This window comes from Paraglaciecola mesophila (assembly GCF_009906955.1).
Taxonomy (GTDB): Bacteria; Pseudomonadota; Gammaproteobacteria; order Enterobacterales; family Alteromonadaceae; genus Paraglaciecola; species Paraglaciecola mesophila_A.
Genome location: NZ_CP047656.1, coordinates 3,912,062 through 3,932,019, shown reverse-complemented (window position 1 = coordinate 3,932,019; position 19,958 = coordinate 3,912,062). Strand labels below are relative to the sequence as shown.

Annotated in this window: 10 protein-coding genes; 5 read left to right on the top strand and 5 right to left on the bottom strand. The window is 43.6% G+C overall.

Annotation, left to right across the window (positions count from 1 at the left end; all coding sequences use genetic code 11):
- Positions 1 to 141: 141 nt before the first annotated feature.
- On the bottom strand, positions 142 to 1,515 hold the full coding sequence (gene ccoG / locus FX988_RS16735) for a cytochrome c oxidase accessory protein CcoG (RefSeq protein WP_160181244.1): 1,374 nt from the start codon (positions 1,513 to 1,515) through the stop codon (positions 142 to 144).
- Positions 1,516 to 1,628: 113 nt separating this feature from the next.
- Here ccoG and FX988_RS16730 point away from each other — a divergent pair, with 113 nt between their 5' ends.
- Complete coding sequence (locus FX988_RS16730; RefSeq protein WP_160181243.1) at positions 1,629 to 3,035, top strand: PLP-dependent aminotransferase family protein; 1,407 nt, start codon at positions 1,629 to 1,631, stop codon at positions 3,033 to 3,035.
- A 21-nt stretch (positions 3,036 to 3,056) separates the two neighbouring features.
- Here the strand turns inward: FX988_RS16730 and FX988_RS16725 are convergent, their stop codons facing one another.
- Complete coding sequence (locus tag FX988_RS16725) at positions 3,057 to 6,272, bottom strand: diguanylate cyclase (protein ID WP_160181242.1); 3,216 nt, start codon at positions 6,270 to 6,272, stop codon at positions 3,057 to 3,059.
- 672 nt (positions 6,273 to 6,944) lie between these two features.
- Between FX988_RS16725 and FX988_RS16720 the strand changes: the two genes are divergently transcribed.
- The 3 genes from FX988_RS16720 (at position 6,945) to FX988_RS16710 (ending at position 14,171) form a co-directional block, all read left to right on the top strand.
- Positions 6,945 to 7,952, top strand: a complete 1,008-nt coding sequence (locus tag FX988_RS16720; protein ID WP_160181241.1) for a polysaccharide lyase family 7 protein — start codon at positions 6,945 to 6,947, stop codon at positions 7,950 to 7,952.
- Positions 7,953 to 8,321: 369 nt separating this feature from the next.
- Positions 8,322 to 11,051 (top strand): poly(beta-D-mannuronate) lyase, encoded by a 2,730-nt coding sequence (locus FX988_RS16715; RefSeq protein WP_160181240.1) that lies wholly within the window; start codon positions 8,322 to 8,324, stop codon positions 11,049 to 11,051.
- A 78-nt stretch (positions 11,052 to 11,129) separates the two neighbouring features.
- Complete coding sequence (locus FX988_RS16710; RefSeq protein WP_160181239.1) at positions 11,130 to 14,171, top strand: TonB-dependent receptor; 3,042 nt, start codon at positions 11,130 to 11,132, stop codon at positions 14,169 to 14,171.
- A 201-nt stretch (positions 14,172 to 14,372) separates the two neighbouring features.
- Here FX988_RS16710 and FX988_RS16705 read toward each other — a convergent pair whose 3' ends face one another.
- The 3 genes from FX988_RS16705 to FX988_RS16695 form a co-directional block, all read right to left on the bottom strand.
- Entirely contained in the window at positions 14,373 to 17,537 is a 3,165-nt protein-coding gene (locus tag FX988_RS16705) for a DUF748 domain-containing protein (protein ID WP_160181238.1), read from the bottom strand.
- 83 nt (positions 17,538 to 17,620) lie between these two features.
- A complete protein-coding gene (locus FX988_RS16700) occupies positions 17,621 to 18,214 on the bottom strand; it encodes a DUF2780 domain-containing protein (protein ID WP_160181237.1) in 594 nt (197 codons plus the stop codon).
- A gap of 384 nt (positions 18,215 to 18,598) precedes the next feature.
- The gene (locus tag FX988_RS16695; protein WP_160181236.1) at positions 18,599 to 18,985 is read right to left on the bottom strand and encodes a VOC family protein; all 387 of its coding nucleotides are present in this window, start codon (positions 18,983 to 18,985) and stop codon (positions 18,599 to 18,601) included.
- Between the two features lie 122 nt (positions 18,986 to 19,107).
- Between FX988_RS16695 and FX988_RS16690 the strand changes: the two genes are divergently transcribed.
- A complete protein-coding gene (locus FX988_RS16690; RefSeq protein ID WP_160181235.1) occupies positions 19,108 to 19,833 on the top strand; it encodes a helix-turn-helix transcriptional regulator in 726 nt (241 codons plus the stop codon).
- Positions 19,834 to 19,958: the final 125 nt, after the last annotated feature.

Below are 19,958 nucleotides of genomic sequence, written 5' to 3'. Positions count from 1 at the left end.
TTCGAGTAATTAATAACTAAGTATCAAGTATTTACCGCTATTTACCCTTAAACTTTAGTCGTGCATTTTTTAAACTAGTCTGTTCCACTCCCCCCGTCAATCAGAACTGCTCTCTCACCCGTTTTAGCAGCCTACATTTGGCTACCAAGCATCTGTCGGGCTAAAAAACGATGAAGATTTCTGGATCACTTCATGACTTTTCTGGTCTAGAATGGCAAAGTGGATCGGTATTTTCTGTGCACTAGGTGCGTGTCGCGCAACTACGGTAACATAAGTCATTGCTTGCTCGGTGGGCGAGACGACATACTCAGGCGTTCCTTGAATTATTAGATTTTCATCATGCTCTATTTTGAGTAAATATCCTCTTGTTTGTTGGGTTTTGTTAATGATCTTCAGCACAAAGGTATTTTCTACTTTCCCTTGGGTGTTCACACGGTAAAGCGCCTGGCGGTCACGAATGATGCTCACGTCAAACTCATCTCGACTAAACGCCCACTGAACAATAAAGCATAAACATAGCAATGACGCGACACCATACCCCAAATGCGCAGACCATCTGCGTTTGCTCTCCTGTTTGGGCGCATATTTAATTAGGTATCGCGGATAGTTAAATTTGCGCATAACATCATTGCAAGCATCTGCGCACAATCCGCAATTGATGCACTCGTATTGTAGCCCCTGACGAATATCGATCCCGACTGGGCACACATCAACACACAAACCACAGTCAACACAATCCCCCATATCTGTGGCTTTCTGCGCCTTTAATTTACGCGGCCCGCGATTCTCACCTCGCGTATTATCATAGGTAATTAGCGTCGTGGTATTGCTGAACATAACAGATTGAAACCGAGCATAAGGGCAAATATGCAGACACATTTTTTCTTTTATCCAGCCACCATTGATATAGGTACAAGCCGTAAAAAAGAACACCCACCCCAGCACTATAGTAGATGCCTGAAAAGTGAATACTGAAGAATATAGCTGTGATACCGGTACGAAATACGACATAAATACCAGCGCAGTCAGAAATGAAATCGCTAACCAAATACTATGCTTCACCGCTTTTTTAATGACTTTTGATGTACCAAGCGGCGCATTATCGAGCGCTTGGCTTTGCCTAAAGCTACCCTCGACTCTACGCTCAACCCAGTTAAACATAAGCATCCATATGGTTTGAGGACAGGTGTATCCGCACCAAACGCGCCCGTATAAACGTGTGATATAGAACAATAAAAATGCAGCCAGAATAAAAATCAGGCTAAATATAAACATATCCTGAGGAAATAACGTGATGTCAAACAAGGTCAGTTTTTGCTCTGGGACATTAAAAAGAATCCCTTGCTGACCATGATATTGAACCCAAGGGAGCAGCATAAAGCCACTCACTAGCACCCAACTAAGGTAACGACGAATACGTTGAAAGTCGCCTTTCTGTTCTCGTATATATATTTTTCCATCTAGCTGAGACGTTTGAAAAATAACATCTTGTTTAGAGGCTAAAGACTGGCTCACAAAGTTTTCTACCTGCTTATTTTATGTGGAGCGCATCTTATTCATCTCACTTTGTCATTCATATATACAAAAATATAAATTAATATAGGTACAGTTTGTTAACGAGAAACCAAATGAGCCAATTTAAATACATTGCTCTGGCGGCTGAGCTAAAACATAAAATCATCTCAAATGTATGGCGTGCAGAAGAGCGCTTGCCGTCAATTCGTGTTCTGAGCAGCGAATATCAGGTTTCCAAAGTTTCGGTTCAAAATGCATTGCACAAACTAGAAGCAAACGGCTTAGTAAAAGCGCGATCTCGCTCAGGCTACTATGTTGTCGCCCAAGACAGTTCATCTCCTGTACTGTCACAAACAACACAAAAGGCGCCAGGTTTAGTCACCATGCCAGCTGTTTTTCACGAAATTATGGCGCGCTCAGCCGCCTTCGACATTTATCCTAGCGGTAATGTCAAAGCGCCAAGTTCACACATTCAAACCCTTAATCGAAATATTAACCGTGCAATGCGACAACAAGCAGCACGTCATGCGCTTTATTATGGGTCCCCTAAAGGGGATATCGCGCTGAGGGAACAAATAAGCCAACATTACAGAGGTCGTGACTTATTCATTTCAGCAGAGGAAATTTGCATCACGTCGGGTTGCCAGAATAGTCTATTCTTGGCTTTGAGCAGCTGTTGCCAGCCAGGCGATACGGTGGCAATTGAGAGTCCTTCGTTCTACGGAATTTTACAACTACTACAGACACTAAAACTCAATGTTATCGAGATCCCCGCGTCATTTAGTGACGGGTTACCGACTCAAGCATTAGAGCAAGCGGCACAGCAATGGCGGATTAAAGCATGCATTGTCACCCCGAATTTCGCCACCCCTACGGGAGCCTGTATGCCTCAAGAGGAAAAGCGAACATTATGTCGATTGGCACAAAAATATGAATTCACCCTTATTGAAGATGATATATACGGGGATTTAGGTTTTCATTTTTCAACTCAACCACTAAAAGGTTTGGATCAGCAAAATAACGTGATCTTATGTAGCTCTTTTTCCAAATCCCTTTCACGTGACCTGCGCACAGGTTGGATAATGGGAGGCAAACACCATGAGGCTATTGTGCATTTGTCAATGGTGAATAACTTAGCCAATAATCAAGCGGTTCAACAAGGTTTAGCGCGTTTTATTAGCGAGGGGCATTTTAGGCGCCATTTGTTGCAATATCGCCAAACATTGGAAAAACAACGGAATGAGTTAATTAACATTTTACGGGAAAATTGGTTTGTCCCCTTCACTTACACCACCCCGAGTGGTGGCCTAGCACTAATGGTAACATTCGAACAAACAGTGAATTGCATACATATTTACCAAGAAGCTATAAAAGAAGGCATTATTCCCACCCCTGGCAACCTGTTTTCTACCAACGATGCTTTTAGCAATAGTATGCGGCTCAGTTTTGTTCATGAGATAAGCGGAAAACGCCTCGCTGCCATTAAGCGTTTAGGACAGTTGGTAAGGTCTCACGTTTAATTATCACAAGTACATAACTCTTTAGCGCCAGCGTATGTTGTTGATATCTGAGATTGAGCTAACCAGAGTCAATTGCCCTGACTGAATGAGCTGTTCGGTTTTATCCACCACTGCTGAAAAGACATCTTGCTCGTCGCACGTTAAGTCTAATAAGCCAACCCAGGTGTTACGGTTAGACTTTTTCGCTGCATAAAGACACAAGTCAGCCACATCTATCGTTCGCTCCCAGTTCAAGACCGTTGGTTGATTGGATAGCAATGGGAACACACTAAAACCAATCGAACACGTCACGTTTATTGCAGTATTGTCTTCAATGTTAAACCGATGTGCTTGAATAGCACATCGTAGTCGCTCAGCTAGTGTCGCGGCACTACTACGGTCAACAAAACGTGCAACAATAAGAAATTCTTCCCCGCCCCAACGCAGTAGATAGTCGGTATCACGAAATACGGTCTCCAAGATAGACTTAACGGCCACAAGGACCGCATCTCCGGCGCTGTGCCCATACTTATCGTTAACTTGCTTAAAGTGATCTAAATCCATTAAAAAGAAAATTAAATCTGCATCTTTAGACGCTAGTTGAGATTGATTCAACGAATACTCTCGATGCTTAGCAAGAATTAACTCCACATCATTGTCCAAGTGCTGTGTTAAGTAGCGACGATTTTTAAGCCCAGTAAGCGGATCTGTAAAACTGATTTGTTCTAACTTTTCATTGACTAAACGCAGATCGGTCGTACGCTCTTCTACCTTTTCTTCCAAATCAATTAAATGCTGAGACGCACGTTGTTGTTTGAGACGATAACGCCGGATAACGTCAAGCACAATGACAATCAAAAGAATGGCATAAACGCTATACGCCCACCAAGTTCGCCATGGTGGAGGTAATACTCGAATCTGCAGTGCGACCCCTTCGGAATTCCACAAGCCTAAATGATTACTCGCTTGCACCTTAAGAACATACTTGCCCGGTGGTAAGTTACTGAAAGAAGCCAACCGAGCGTGCCCTAGTTCAACCCAGTTAGGATCTAACCCTTCTAATTTGTAGCGGTATTCATTCAGTTCTGGAGCGTTAAAATCCAGGGCCGCAAATTCAAACGAGATATAGTAATCCAGATAATTGAGCACGATTTCATGCTGCTCTTGGTACTGTATATCGACACCCACTTCTTCATTTAACTTTTTAATACGCACTAACACCACAGGCGGGACTGTCTTGCTGTCTTTTATCTCATTTGGTTGAAAGCGTACAAAACCAAAATTACCGCCAAAATACATAACACCTTGGCTATCAGTAAAGCCTGCACCGAAATTAAACTCACTATCGTTTAAGCCTTGCGATGAATCGAAATGGCGAATTTTTCCAGTCGCGGGATTAAACCGTGATAAACCAGCAGTGCTACTTAACCACAAATTGTCCATTTCATCTGCTTGAATAGAGTAAATGTGGCTACTCGGTAATCCATTCACACTATTGTAGCGACTAAAATGGTTATTTAGTGCCTTAAGGTCTTTTTTACGCCACTGATTCAGACCGCCGCCTTGCGTACCAACCCAAAGTTGTTCAGCATCATCTTGATAAAATGCCCATGCCATAGGTGCTGATAAACTATCAACATTATCCGGTTCATGTTCGATGCGATCGAAATCCAACGAAGTGGGATTAAAGATATTAATGCCTTTAATTGTTCCAACAATTATTCTACCGTCAAGTAATTCGGATACCGCAACAACCCGATCATGATTTAAACTTCTCAGGTCTCCGTGCTGCTCTCTAAAATGAGCAAAGCCATTACCATTATGTTTTAACAGATTAAGCCCTCCACCAAAGGTGCCAACCCATAGATTTTTATCTTGATCTAGGTGAATACTGGTAACACCATCAAAGCTCAAACTTGCAGAGTTATTTGGGTCATGAACCAAATAATCGACTTCCATAGTATCAACGTTTAACCGTCCAAGGCCTCCACCTCTGGTGCCAAACCACAAGATATGTTTGTCACCACTTACTGTCATCACTCGAGTGTCATTTAACGCTGGGACGCTCTGGGCATTTAACACGTTTTGAACCTGACCCGCACTGTCTAACTGAGTTAACCCGTCATACCCTGCGACCCAAATTGTTCGCTCGCCTTTACTTGATGTAGTTTCCGCGAAGCCTAATACAATCTTGCTCGCAAGGCCCTTATCAATTTGTTCAAAGGGGACTTCTATGCCTTTTGTAATACCACTATAGGTGCCTAACCACATTATTCCCGAAGGGTCCTGAAGTATCGAGAGTATTTTGTTGTCACTCATACCATTATTTTTTTTAAACGTGGTAAAGCCGCCGTTTTCGTCAAAAAGACTTAGGCCCCCTTCTGTACCGAACCATAATCGTTGATGGTGATCTTGATAAACTGTATGAACCAAATCAGAAGCAATACTGCGAATTTTCCGCGGATCGTGACGCCACGCGGAGAAAGTGTTTTTTTCTACCTCAAAAATACTGATACCGGCATCATAACTCGTCAACCAAATACGCTTTTGGTTATCAATAAAAACCTTGGTAAGCCTGTCACTAAACAAAGGGAATATTCCTCCCTTAAAATAACGCCTGAGTTGATAAGTATCTTTATTAAGCTGCAAAAGCCCATTTCCATCCGTGGCTAGCCAAATATTATGTTTATCTTCGGCAATAGATGTGACGAATGCATTTTTCGTCAGTTCAGGTAGCAATTCGCGCGTGTTAAAGTGCTCGAACTTCATATCATTTTGATTCAAACGACTAAAACTACCGTTGTTATAGCCTAACCAAATTGCTCCATCGCTTGCCAAATACATGCTTCGAATATGATCTGAAATAATAGATTGAGACTTTTCACCACCTGCACGCCATTTAGTGAATGTTTGGCTTAATGGCTCGAAGCGATTTAATCCTCCTCCGTCAGTGACTATCCATAAGCGTTTTTGGTTATCTTCTAGTATTGAACGGACGTTATCTGAACTGATTGAACTGGGGTCTCGGGGATCGTGCACAAATTTAAGCAGTTGGTATCCGTCATAGCGGCTAAGCCCTTCTTGGGTAACAAACCACAAATACCCAGTGCTATCTTGGTATACTTGGCGAACTGTTTTTTGCGAGAGCTGTTTACTAAAGTTAGCTGGCGTAAAACTAAAGAAAGTCCTTTCACTCGCGCTAATGCCAATACTGAAAAAGACGGATAGTACGACCCAGATCATTCCGTTTTTGAACATAAATATATCAATCTTATTATTATAATAAAGGATCTCACCAATCGTTTTGTTTATGCCTAAAAATCAATTCAGATACATAAGGTTAGGAAAGATCGAAAGTACCAATGCGAAAGCAGATTCAGGCATTATTGTACGACTTATTTACGGGTATAATAAGCGCCAAAAATGCGATAAGCAAATTCGAGCACGCACTAGAATGAAGTTAGTTTTCCCCGTTAGAAACTCACTTAATTTCATGGCACATTTTCAATAAGCTAAATTCAATTTTTAAATACACATGTCGTGTTTTAACCCATGAATTTGCATAGCCAATCACCTAGCCACATGTTGCCCAAAGTCGTTTTGTCGACGAGAACGCTCCTTATTAAAGCAATGGATAATATCTCAATACATTAGCTACATGATTATTTTTTCATCAATTAACATCACGATCCCTCAGCAGGTTTCTTATTTCTCTAATCAGTAATCTAGCTTGACCAAAAACATGAAACGATAAACATAATTGGCAAGACCAATTTGACACGCCAACGCGAAATTGGTTACATTTTAAAAACATTACCAATACTGATAGTTAACAAATAGGCGTCACTAACTTAGTGTTGAAGCTCTCTAATTCTGCTTGAGGTTATTTACTTGTAGGCTTGTTCTAAGCTGAAAAATAAAGGAAATATAATGAAGTTAATCCATAAGGTCGTGTTGAATTTGGTTGCATTCAGCGCTTTTAACTCAACCGCCGCAAATAGCGAGATAGTGGATGAAGCAAGTTTATCGCGCCTTATCCCTGACTCTCATCAAACTCTCCCTCAAGGTGTTTTGTTGGGTGCTAAGAGAGAATTAGTAAACGATAAGCCTCCCAGTGAAAACTTTGATTTAATGGACTGGAGCTTAACCTTGCCAACGGATCTAAATAAAGATCTTAAAGCTGATATGATTTATGAGAAGCCCCTTAGCAATGGCTTCGAACTCAAGCCGCTGTTTTATACCGCAGATGATGGTGGCATGGTGTTCGCCAGTCCAAATGTTGGCGCTAAAACCTCAAAAAACACCAAGTATGTTCGCACTGAACTTCGAGAAATGCTACGACGGGGTAATAATCGTATAAAAACCCAAGGCATAACCGGTAATAACTGGGTTTTCTCTGGTGCACACGGCTCTGTTAAAAGAAAAGCAGGCGCCATTGAAGGCAGCCTAGAAGCAACGCTAGCAGTGAATCGCGTATCAACCACTGGCGATGAAAAAATGGTCGGCCGGGTGATCATTGGCCAAATTCATGCGACCAAGGATGAACCTATTCGCCTCTATTATCGTAAGTTGCCTAACAATGAGCATGGCTCAATTTACTTTGCGCACGAAGTAAACGGTGGAGATGACACCTGGATTAATCTTGTAGGCTCTCGCTCTCATAGATTAGAAAACCCACATGATGGAATTAAATTAAATGAAAAATTTAGCTATAAGATAAGTGTGGAAAACAATGTGTTATTCGTGACACTTGTCCGTCTAGATAAACCGAATATTACGAAAGTCTATGACATGAGTAACAGTGGTTACGATAAGAGTAACCAATATATGTACTTTAAAGCGGGAGTTTACAATCAAAATAACGGTGGTGACCCTAAAGACTATGTACAAGCGACATTCTACCATTTAGATAATCAACATTCCGGATACCGTCATTAACCCCCAATTCCAAATACGGCACAACGTGTGCCGTATCCTTCAGCTTGCTTTCACTTCATTTCCATTAAATACCATCCTTTCTGTACGTAATGCAGCTCCAATGGCTTATAGCCAAACCACACCAAGAATATTGGTAATACCAAAAGAGCATAAGGGCATGCCAAATATTATGGCTACCAAAACGAAATTGTTAATAAAATGATAAATACCAACTGGATCATGCCGAATTATTATGGTTATATAGCCAAAGAGGTTAACAAAATAACAAAATAAATCACAATTTGGTAACAACAATTAAAGCATTTGGTAACAGCACCTCTACGGAAAAGCACGTCAAACTAAACCAATAATACGGAGAATAGAGCTATTATGAAGTTTAAAACATTTGCACTTTGTGCGATTGCGGCAGCCATATCAGGCTGTGGCACCGACTCAGATAATAACCCAAATACACTGGGCTCTATTGCACTGTCTGGGACCCCAACATCTGGCGAAACACTCAGTGCGACAGTCAATGATCCCGATGGGATCTCAGGCACGATCACCTATTATTGGTATGCTGACGGCCAAGCCATCGTAGATGAAAACACATCGACCCTTACTTTAACAGACGAACAAATTGGTTTATCAGTTACGGTTCAAGCGCTGTATACCGACGATGGCAACACTAACGAGTCACATATTAGCGATCCTACGGCTGATGTATCTGCTATCGCATTTCCTGCTTCGGTATCCATTAGTGGCGATGCACTCGTTGGCTCTACCCTCAGTGCAACAGTGGCCGACCAAAACGGTATAGAAAACGCAACGATTGTTTATGCATGGTTCGCTGACGACACGGTCATTGATGATCAAGTGACCGCCGAGTTAACTCTGAGTGATAATGAATTTGGCACTATCATCACAGTAAACGCGACATTTGAAGATGACAGAGGATTTAGCGAATCTGTTACTTCGAGCGGCACAGATACGGTGTCCCGTGTAAACTCCGCCGGCACAGTGGTGATACAAGGCACACCAACAGTTGGAAATACCCTAACCACTGAGATAACCGATCCGGATGGCGTAACAGGCACAGTAGCTTACCAATGGTATGCTGATGGCAACGCTATATCAGGGGCCACCAGCGCTGAATACGTCGTTGACGCGTCAATCGTTGGCCGTGTTATCACGGTAGAGCTAACGTATGTTGACGATAACAGTTTTGACGAAAACTATGTCTCCGCGCCAACTATTACCGTTACGAATGTCGCGGTGGATCAAGCTGGCCGTATCGACATTATTGGTACCTCTCCTTACTTAACCACAGCAACACTTACGGCCGAAATTACTGACAACAATGGCGTTGATGAAAGCAATGTTGTCTACACATGGTCAGCCGATGGTGTGGTCATCGCGGATGCCAATAGCAAAACCTTCACCCCTACAAGTCAAGCGGGCTCGATTATATCCGTTAGCGCGTCGTACACAGATAACGATGCGTTTACTGACACAGTTACCGATTCACTGGACACCCTTGTCTATACCCAAGTCGTGGGTGATACAGCTGCACTTGAGAATGCGGTCGGCGGCCTAGCCGATGGTGATGTGTTAGGTCTAAACACGAATGTTTACAGCCCTGGCGCAGCGATAGAACTAACCAGTGCAATTACGTTGCGTGCTATCGAGGGGCAAACGCCTACTGTATCCGGCGATGTGTGTATTCACGTAGCCAGTGGAGTAGATGGTGCAACCGTCACAGGGCTAACCTTCACTGATATTGATACACTTTCAAGCTCTAGTTGTGATAGCGGCGAAGAAGCGGTTATCTATTCTGAAGGTGATAACTTTGTATTTTCGCAAAATACGATGGATGGCGAGCAAGCAACATTAAACTACCCAGATGATGCCTACCATTGGCTCGTTATTAAAGGAAATGGGGCCCTAATTGAGCGCAACACGTTTACAGGCCGCACCGTAGCGACAGAAGGCTCGATCATCAAATTAGCCTCCTCTGGTTCGGATCACGTTATTCAATACAACTTATTCAGCGACAGTAATAATCCCAACTACGATAATTCTAGCTTACTACTCCTTAACCTAGGCAGCACAACAGGCACTGACGCTGCCGATATGGCGAATTTTACCGTACAGTATAACCTTATTGATAATGTAAGGACTGGTCGTCGCTTAATGCGCGTGCAAACATCTGGTGCCACTATAAAAGGGAATACAATTGTTGATGCTAGTGGCGGTATTTCTCTAGAGGACGGTGGGTTTAATAACGTTAGGGATAACATCATTATTCGTACGACAGATCTACTCATTACGGATGGAAAAGACCAAGACGATGATAGACCAAGTGGCGTACTCGTCACGCCTTTAGGTCATACAATAACTAATAACTACATTGCGGGGATCCGTTCAGGCAACAAAGAGGCCGGTGGTATTGTCTTTACCGCAAATCCGTTTTCTCAAGCTGACGGTGGCGTACCTAACTCGGGTAATCAAGCTATACTCGACGGCACCGGTGATTTAACGTTAACCGTCACCAGCAATAGCGTTCTTAACTCACTTCAGCCTATCGTATTTAGTACAGAAATCGGTTCAAGAGCCCCTGTTGGGGACTGTGACGAACTCACAGCTACAAATAGCCCTCAATTGTATGCCCTTACGAAGAACTTCTTTGTTATCGATTTCGATGCCAATGTCATTGCTAACGGTTTTAACGACAATGCCAGCACTGAAGGCCTCTACTTAAATGCTGACGGGGACTTCAGTGACCATTCGTTCGAATACGACTGCGATCTCATCAACCACACTGAATCTGCATTCACCAATAACTTTGGTTTCAGCGATAGTTATATGTCGGGCGACACCTCGGACGATTGGGTAGATATTCGTAATCTTGATGGTAACGGTGAATTCAATACTGATGGAGCGATTGATCAAAACCCAGCTGATAATGGCAAAGAAGTACCTGAGTTTATCACCGCCAGCAGCACGCTCATTGAATCAGATCCGAATGGTGCTCAAGCAATCGCTGGAGCAAAAGGGCTTCATTATATTCAAGCATCAGAGGTAGGCGTTGGCTCTACATGGGTAGCCAACGATGAATAACACAGCATCAACACCTTTAATCACGCGCACACAACAAGCCGCCTTAAATACATTTAAAGACACAACGGAGATCTCAAAATGTCGTTGAACACACAACAGATGAACACCTCAACGTCCCATAGAATTAAGGGACCAGAATTTAGATTGAGTCCCGTTGCAAAATGGATGAAAACAGCAATTATCGCCAGTTTAGCCAGTGCAACCGCTTTTACCTTGCACGCACAAGAGGCTCAAGAATTAACTGACGACAATGAAGCGGAACTGGAAATCATTGACGTCGTAGGAACGCGTCGAACCATTCAGGATCAAATCGCCATAAAACGCGAATCCACCACAGTGGTTGATGGTCTTTCCTCAGAAGATATCGGTGACTTACCTGCGCTTTCTATTGGTGAAGCACTTGAGTCGATTACCGGTGCGGCATCTCACCGTGAAAATGGCGGCGCCACAGAAATCACTATTCGAGGCCTTGGACCCTTTCTAAGTGCCACGCACATCAATGGCCGCCAAGCAACAAACGGCAGTGGTGATCGCTCGGTGAACTTTTCCCAGTTCCCATCAGAGCTTGTCAAAAAAGTCGCAATATATAAAACCCAAGATGCTTCGATGATTGAAGGCGGTGTCGCCGGGGTGATCTCACTGGAAACCGTGCAACCGCTCGATTTCGGCAAGCAACGCTTTCAAGGTGAAGTCAAAGCCAACTACAACCCAGATGAGGGCAACGTAGACAACTCGCTACAAGGCGACTTAGGCTTTCGTGGTACCTTTAGTTACGTAGACCAATTTGAGTTTGATAATGGCCAAGCACTCGGGGTGTCTTTTGGTGTGCAGCGCCAAGACATTAGCCAGCCAGAAGCTGAATATAGAAGTTCCAGTCCCACTGGCTCATCTTTATGGGCCTGCTTAAATGATCCTACGAATACAAATGAAGGCTTTTATCGCAGCAGTGCCGGAGACTGTGAGGATCAAGTAAGCGGCAGCAGTAACCAAGGTTACAATACCGACATCGATCCTGAAACAGGCAAAGCCATTAGTGATGGCAGCCCTTATGCTTGGACGGGTAGTAGTCGCAGTTTTCGTCAAAATGAGACGTCTGACGAGCGAGACGCACTGTTTTTAGCATTGCAGTTTCAGCCATCCGACGCCTGGGATATCAACTTCGATGCGCAAGTATCTGACCGGACTCAACAAGAGTCTCGTCACGACTTAATCTTCTTACAAAAGCGCGCTATTCCTGGTTTAACCGGCCCGACTTTGGTTACTAATAGTGTAGGCGGAATATTGCACTGGGAAGGACAAGATCGCATTGAATCTGCCGGTGAGCAATTTTCTCGAGAAGAAAACTATCGAGGTTATGGTTTGAACATTGAGCATTATGCTACTGATGCACTGACGATCAATTTTGATGTCTCTTATTCTAAAACCGAACGTGAAGAACTGCAGGTCTCTAATAGAGGGCGTACCGCCGACAGACAGTTCTTTAGTTGGGATATGGGCGAGAATATTCCACACTTTACCGTTACGGACATAGATTTGACTGACATCAGTAATTTCACTGACAGTCTGCGCACGCGTATTGATAGAGAAAACACCCGCGACAATGAAATTAAATCAGCCCGACTCGATTTTGAATACGCCCTAGATGGAGAAGTGTTCACCAGTGTGAAAGCTGGCCTGCGCACATCTGAATTGAGCTTTGTTCAATATGGTGGTAGTCAAGGCAATGGCTCAAGAAATGAGTATACCTTAGACACAAGTAATACCACTGCCTTAGAGGTGTTAGAGAGCTGTCAAAAAGACTTCCCTGAGTCGGATTTTTTATCTGAGGTGTCTGACGGCAACTTAGTGACTCATGTAGATAGCGATGGAAATGTGGTTGACAGTGGAACAGGTTCGTCATGGGCTACCTATGACAATTTATGCTTCTCTCGTGCAGTAGCCGCCTCTCAAGGTGCAGAGTTCGCTTACCCTGAGTTAGAGTACGAGAACAGCGGCACCATAGATGTGACAGAAAAAACCAACTCAGCTTACGTTATGACAAGCTACGACACTGAAATGTTTGGTAAATTAGTACGCGGTAACTTCGGTGTGCGGGTAGTTGATACAGAAGTCACCTCCATCGGTTTCAGAAACACCTTTGATGTCGTGACGGATGAACTCGGCGTACTTAGCCTTGTCACCGGTGATTCGTTAGAGCGCATTGAGGGTGGCGGCGACTATACAGAAGTGCTGCCTAGCTTTAACCTTGTGGTGAATTACAGCGATGATATCTTGCTACGCGGTGGTATTTACCGCGGTATGTCACGTGCAGACCCATCTGATATGGGCTACAGCCGCACATTCCAAACAGATGACGATATTGCACCAACCTCTTTGGCAGACTTACTGGTCGGTGTAAACGGCTCTGGTAACCCAGATACTCAGCCTCTAATGTCTTGGAACTATGACCTAGCATTTGAGTGGTATCCAAACGAAGACTCTATCTTTGCATTTGGCTTCTATTACAAGCAATTCCAAGGTGGATTCCAGCAAAGAACCGTATTAGAGAACTTTGAAATTGACGGCGAAACCTTCGCATTACCGGTAACGAACTCGGTTACCACAGATGACGAAGCTGATTTATTTGGTATTGAAACCTCTATTGCATACCGCTGGGATAATGGTATCGGTATTAAAATAGGTTACAACTATGCAGATACTGATTTTGAGTTTGAAGACAGCTTGTATGGCGATACCTTTATTACCGATTTAGACGGTAATACAACGCAGCTTACCGCTGGAATAATCCCCCCTGGCTCGGTACCTGGTTTTTCTGAGCATGTGTTTAGCAGCCAGCTTTACTACCAAGTGGGCGATTTAGACACTGCGATTATTTACAAATATCGTAGCGAGTATTTCCAACCTTACACCAGCAATGGAACCCGTTTACGTTATGTTGATGAAGTCGGTGTATGGGAAGCTCGTGCTTCATATAAAATCAATAGCAATATACGGGTGAAAGTTGAAGCAATTAACCTGTTTAGCGCGCCAAAATCTCAGGATTATTATGTGCAAGGCAACCTAGGGGAAGTGAATGACTACGGCCCTCGCTTGTTCGCTGGGGTCAGCGTGAAGTATTAACGTGTAGCCCCAAATACCGCACAACGGTGAGTCCAACATGCCGCTCAGCTCTTTTAAATAGAAGATCTGAGCGGCATTTTTCTATTTATGGCATATATAGTATTACTCGATAACAAGCTACAAAAGTTTCTCGCCATAGTGCCAAACCTCCCACGCACATTGCGACATAAAGTCCGCTCAGGAGTCGTTTAGCTTAAACGTCTAGTTGGCTTCTAACGTCAGCTCAGCTGCGCTTTTGTCCAGCGTCAAGTGTTGACGGCTGTTGAGCAAAAACAACCGATTAGCATCTACATTCGCGTTGTTTATCAAAAAGGTTTTAATCACCTTCGCCCGTTCATCAGCCAGTTTTGCCAATGCTCGACGAGGAATATCGATCGCATTTCTTGTTTGGTTGTACATAGCAATACTCAGCGCTTGTGAAAGGCGCGGCTCTTCTATTTCCGCTTCTTGGTCACCGTTTTGCAGCTTCGCTTTTACCACTTGACGCTCTTCTTCCAGCGATTTAGATGTGCTTTGAGTAAAAAGGGTTTCAAGTGCGTTAGCAAAGGGCCCAGTAAGGGGAAATGTGCTCGCAGAGGTATCATCAGGTAACCTAGGTTCTCCTGACAACTCCAATAACCGGTTCTGCAAAGTTTGTTCTGCCAGTTCGTAGGCATCAGGCACCTGGTCCACAGTCCCTTCAATATTGACCCGCAGCCCGGGTCGCTGCGCCAATGCTTCGGCCAACGTGTTTAGTTTTTCAGTCATTTGCGCTGAAAGAACTGCTGAGCCGTGTGCAAAGTCTATTTCATTTAATTCGTCATCACTGCCAACTAAATTTGCCAACAATGAGAAAGGAGCGGTGACGGCTTTGGTGATCAAATTGCCTAAGGCTTTTAAAATGATTGAGCCAAACCCAAAGCTAGGGTTGTCTAAGTCCCCTGACACTTCCATGCCCAAATCAATCACACCATCGGAGTCTTGCAACAAAGCTATGGCTAAGCCTAATGGTAAGCTAAGAGCCTGATCTGAAGCGGTTTTCCTACCCAAAGTGAGCTGATCTATCACTACGTGATTATCACCACGCAATTGATTGTTCTCAAGCGCGTACTTTACATCGAGTGACAATAATCCTTTGTCGATAAAATGCCCCATATAGGTACCCGAATATGGATTAACTGACGTCAATTCAGCACCTTTCACAGAAAAGTTTAGATCGAGAAACATCTCTTCAATCAAGGGGTTAATCGCACCGCTTAACGCCACAGGCGCATAACCATCGATTTTACCGCTAATATCCACATCAGCAGGCGTCTCAGCACTAGATGATAACCCTGTTATCTTGCCATTTAACGCTTCAATCCCTGACGCAAAACGAGGTCGCAGGGAGTTATCTTCAAAGTAAGTACTACCATCAAGTAAGTTGATTTCAGCGATACGAATGGCCAAGGCAGAAGATGACGGCGTTAGTGATTCGTGCTGACTATTGTCAGCAGGTGCGGCGTCATCCGTGTGTCCTGTTTGTTGCTTAGCAGATGATATTTCGTTGGCTGTCGCGGAGGTGACCAACACATCGCTGACATTCGTTTGTCCGTTTTGATTAATAATTACCTTGGCATAGGGCTTTTGCAGTTCAATTTTGTCTATCGAGAAGCTATTTTCGCCCGTGCTGTACTTAATACCTGTAACTTGCATTTCTTGCCATTTAAGCAAAGGGTCTTGTGTTAATCCGTCATTTATCGCCAATGCTGAAACATTTGCTTGCCCCTGAAATAACAGTGTTTTATCTGCATTCGCATTAAACGTACCGCTAACATCGGCGATACCATCCTGCAGCTCAAGCGTAACGTAAGGTTTTAAGTAAGCCTGAATTTGAGCCAAATTTAGTTGGTTTACATCAACCTTGCCTGTCACTTTTTGTTGATGAACATCTACCGCCCCGTTGGTCTTCACGTTACCCAAAGTCTCCGCTGAAAATTCATTGGGATCGCCGGCAACGTCCAAGCCCAGTGTATAGTCAATTGGTTCATTAAACAGAGTATCAACGACACTTGTTGTGACATTAATTGACGATACACGCCAAAACATACCGTGAGAAATCGCACTCTCGTGTATATTCACTTCCCCATCGTTTAAAGCAAAAGACTGTAAAATGATACGCCACTCTTCCTCGGCTGTGTGTGCTGCACTGCCGCCAGCTGTAACCTTGTTGTGAGTCGAAACGGCCTGCTGCGATCGCACGGTTTCCCCTGCCGTGGTCGATGTCGTCGCAGGATTTTGTGCTGAAGCATGCGCTGTTTTCGGTGTCAGTAAAGAGACTAAGTCGAGCCCATTTGGGCTAAATTCACCGTCAAGCCAAGGCTTATTAATCTGAATATCGTTGATATTCACTTGCTTATTCTTAGTGTCTAGCGACAAATCGCTGATCTGCATGCGGCCTAAGGTAAAACGCGGTTTGTTGCTATCGCTAACACTCACCTGTGAAAGACTAAGTTGACCATTGGTAGCGTGTACACGCATTTCGCTGGCCTGTTCACAGAGCGAGTAATCTATATGAAAGTTCAGCAAACCATCTGTTAGTTTGGCCTCAACTAAGTCGTTTGATAACGGCCATAGAGGCGCCAAAGCGATATCAGCTAAATCAACACTGCCGTTGATTTCAAGGGGATTTAACTGAAACTGCCCAGTGAAATCTACCCTGCCGTTTTCAGCTGTGGTCAATTTAAATACATAGTGATTTTTAGCCGTTGAGGTCGTTTTATTCTCTGATAATTCAACTAAGGTTGTTTGCGTGTCCAAATCATTGAGCGCAAAAGCCAACTCGGGGTAGTCTAGCTCGGTACCACTGACCTTATCTGACAACATAACATGGCCTCTGCTCAGCTGAATTAGCCCAATGCGAATGTGCGGAACACCAGCCCCTTCTTCTGGTTTTTCAGGCTCTTCAGCTGAGTGGCTAAACTTATCGATGATATCGGAGAAATTAAATCGTGTTGCTTCCTCCTCTTCTAAGCGCGATAAGTGCACATATGGCGCAACCAAGTCTATGTGTTCTATGGTGGGAGTAAATTGAAAAACAGATTGCCAGAAGCCTACATCAAGCTCTAATTGCTCAAAGCGAATAAAATTAGCCTGACTGCTTTGCTCATCGATTTGAAAATTCGCTACGCGTGCACGCAATAAAAAAGGGTTGATACGTATTTTTTCGATGCTAACACTACGCCCTGTCTTTTCACTTAATACACTGGGTAGCTGTGACTGCAAAATCAGCGGAGTAACGACGCCAACAATAAAGGCATAAATAAGATAGGCAATAATAACGTAAGTGGAAATACGCACCCACTTCGCTTGCTCATGAAAGGATCTTGCTAGGTTTTTAAAAGACATAAGAAGCTTGTTGTTAGAACGAAAAGAGTATTATAGGCATGGCGAGCTCATCACTGATAGTCAATAAGCTCGCTCAAATTCGATTAAAGCAATGACGTTAATTTACCTAGCCCAGACTGAAGCAATGCTTGAGTATCGTTGTCACCGCTTAAGTAAGCGTTAATTTGAGTAACAAAACTGCTGATCATGTCTGAATCTAAACCTAGAGCTTCAAACTGCTTCTTCAATTCGTTAATGCTGCTTAACGAAGAGCTGTATTCAGAAGCTTTATTTAATAAGCCAGACATCGCTGAGCTTTTTGATGATGAGTCAGAAGACAGATCTGGTACGTAATCCATTAGGCTGTCTAAACCAGGAAGACTTGACGCAAGTTGGCTGTAATCTCCACTAGAAAGATTGTCCTTGGCGTAATCAAAGATTGAAGCAACACCACCCTGCGACTGCTCTTCTGTTACCCCTAAATTATCAGACACCATGCTCACAAGGCTTGCAATATCCAGTGATTCAGATGTTGAAGTGCTCGCAGCTTCAGCTTGTGTAGATTGCGTTGACTCAGTGCTACCCGAATTACCCAAAAGTCCTTTTAGTTTATCCACAGTGTCATTTGCAAATGCCTGCGAAGAAAGGGACAAAGTGGTGATAAGTAATGCTGATGATATTTTCAAGTGATGTTTCATGTAAGAGTCCTTAAAATAGTCAATTGGTTGTATATTTGGCTAAAACGCTACGTTTGTGTGACGATACACAACTCGTCAACAAAATCGCCCCTGTTGCGTCCGCTTTAGAATGCGATATGTGTATAAAGTTCGAATGCAGTACTGATGAAAAACAACAAAGAGATATGCTAACGCAGATTACAGCGGTTTACTCCAATAGAAATGTAAAGTTTGCCTTTACACTTTTACGTTAAATAAACCAATATAAAAATGCCCTGCCCCCGATGAGCAGAGCATTCTGGCTCAAGTATGCATAGCTAAACTGACCATATTACTCACCCAGTTTAAGGTGTTGGGCGTTAAGTACAAAATGCAATAAACAATCGAAACACCTAGCTATAAACGTTATTCCACGATGCAAAATGCATTAAGCTTATTGCCATCTAAATCCCTAAAATAACCGGCATAAAATCCTGATGCAGCATCCGCTGGGCGAAAGCCAACATCACCCTCAGAGGTGGCACCTAACTCAAGTGCTTTATGATAAAACGCATCCACTTGTTTAGGGGTGTCTAACGCAATCGCCACCATAGTGCCATTCCCCACAGTGGCGGGTTCTTTATTAAATGGCACTGCCACCCCAAGAGATGGCTCACTCTGAGCTTTCGCCCATGCAATAAAGTAGTTAGGCTCTTCCATAAATCGCGTCGCCCCTATCGTTCCTAACAATGCATCATAAAATGCTCCAGACTTTGCCAAGTCAGCTGTTCCAACCGTTACGTAACCAATCATTGCGCTCTCCTGTAAGTTATTAATTAACGCAACTTCATAGTAGCCATTGACTACTGACAGCTAATGTCAGTAGTGTTTGAATAACATAACGTCAGGTATTCACAACGCCAAAGCAATCAACTATGCGCAAAGCCGAAAGACTCAACGATATTGTTCATCACTTACGCAGAATGCACCAAGCAGTGACGGCGCAAACCTTAGCTGAAACATTAAAGGTAAGTCACAGAACCATTTATCGCGATATACAAGACCTAATTGACTCAGGTGTGCCAATTTTGGGTGAGGCGGGCGTAGGCTACGTGATTGATAAAAAATACCATTTGCCTCCCATCATGTTCGATGCCGACGAACTAGAAGCAATCGCCTTGGGCATTGGTATGGTAAGTAACTGGACCGATGAAAAGTTCGCTGAAAAAGCGCAAAGTGCTTATCGAAAAATACAAGCAACCTTGCCCGCGCCGCTCATCAACGAGCTTCACCAAATCAGCACCTTTTCAGCCCCAAGCCGCTATAAGATCCCATGGCAGGTAAACTTCACCGAAGTGCGAGAATGCATAAGGCGCAAGCACCTTGTAAGCTTTACCTACACAGATTTAAGCGAACAGCAAAGTCAACGAACTATCCGGCCTCTGGCACTGATTTCATTTAGTCCAATTTGGCTACTCGCCGGCTGGTGCGAACTGCGCGGCGCATATAGAAACTTCCGCCTCGACCGAATATCTGACTTCACAAAACTCAACACCCGTTACCAAGACGAAAAAGACAAGAGCCTAGCAACCTATTTAAAAATGGTGAAAGAAGAGGAAAACACTGCGAACAAAAGCGATGGGGATTGTAAATACAGCTAGCGAAATATAGCTGCGCATTATCTTAACGCTAACGCTGCGAATCGCTTTTTAAAAGCATACAGAGGAACACTTTTCCGTTAGTAAACGGAAAGATTTACTCGTTTACCTTTTTGGCTTCAAAAGTG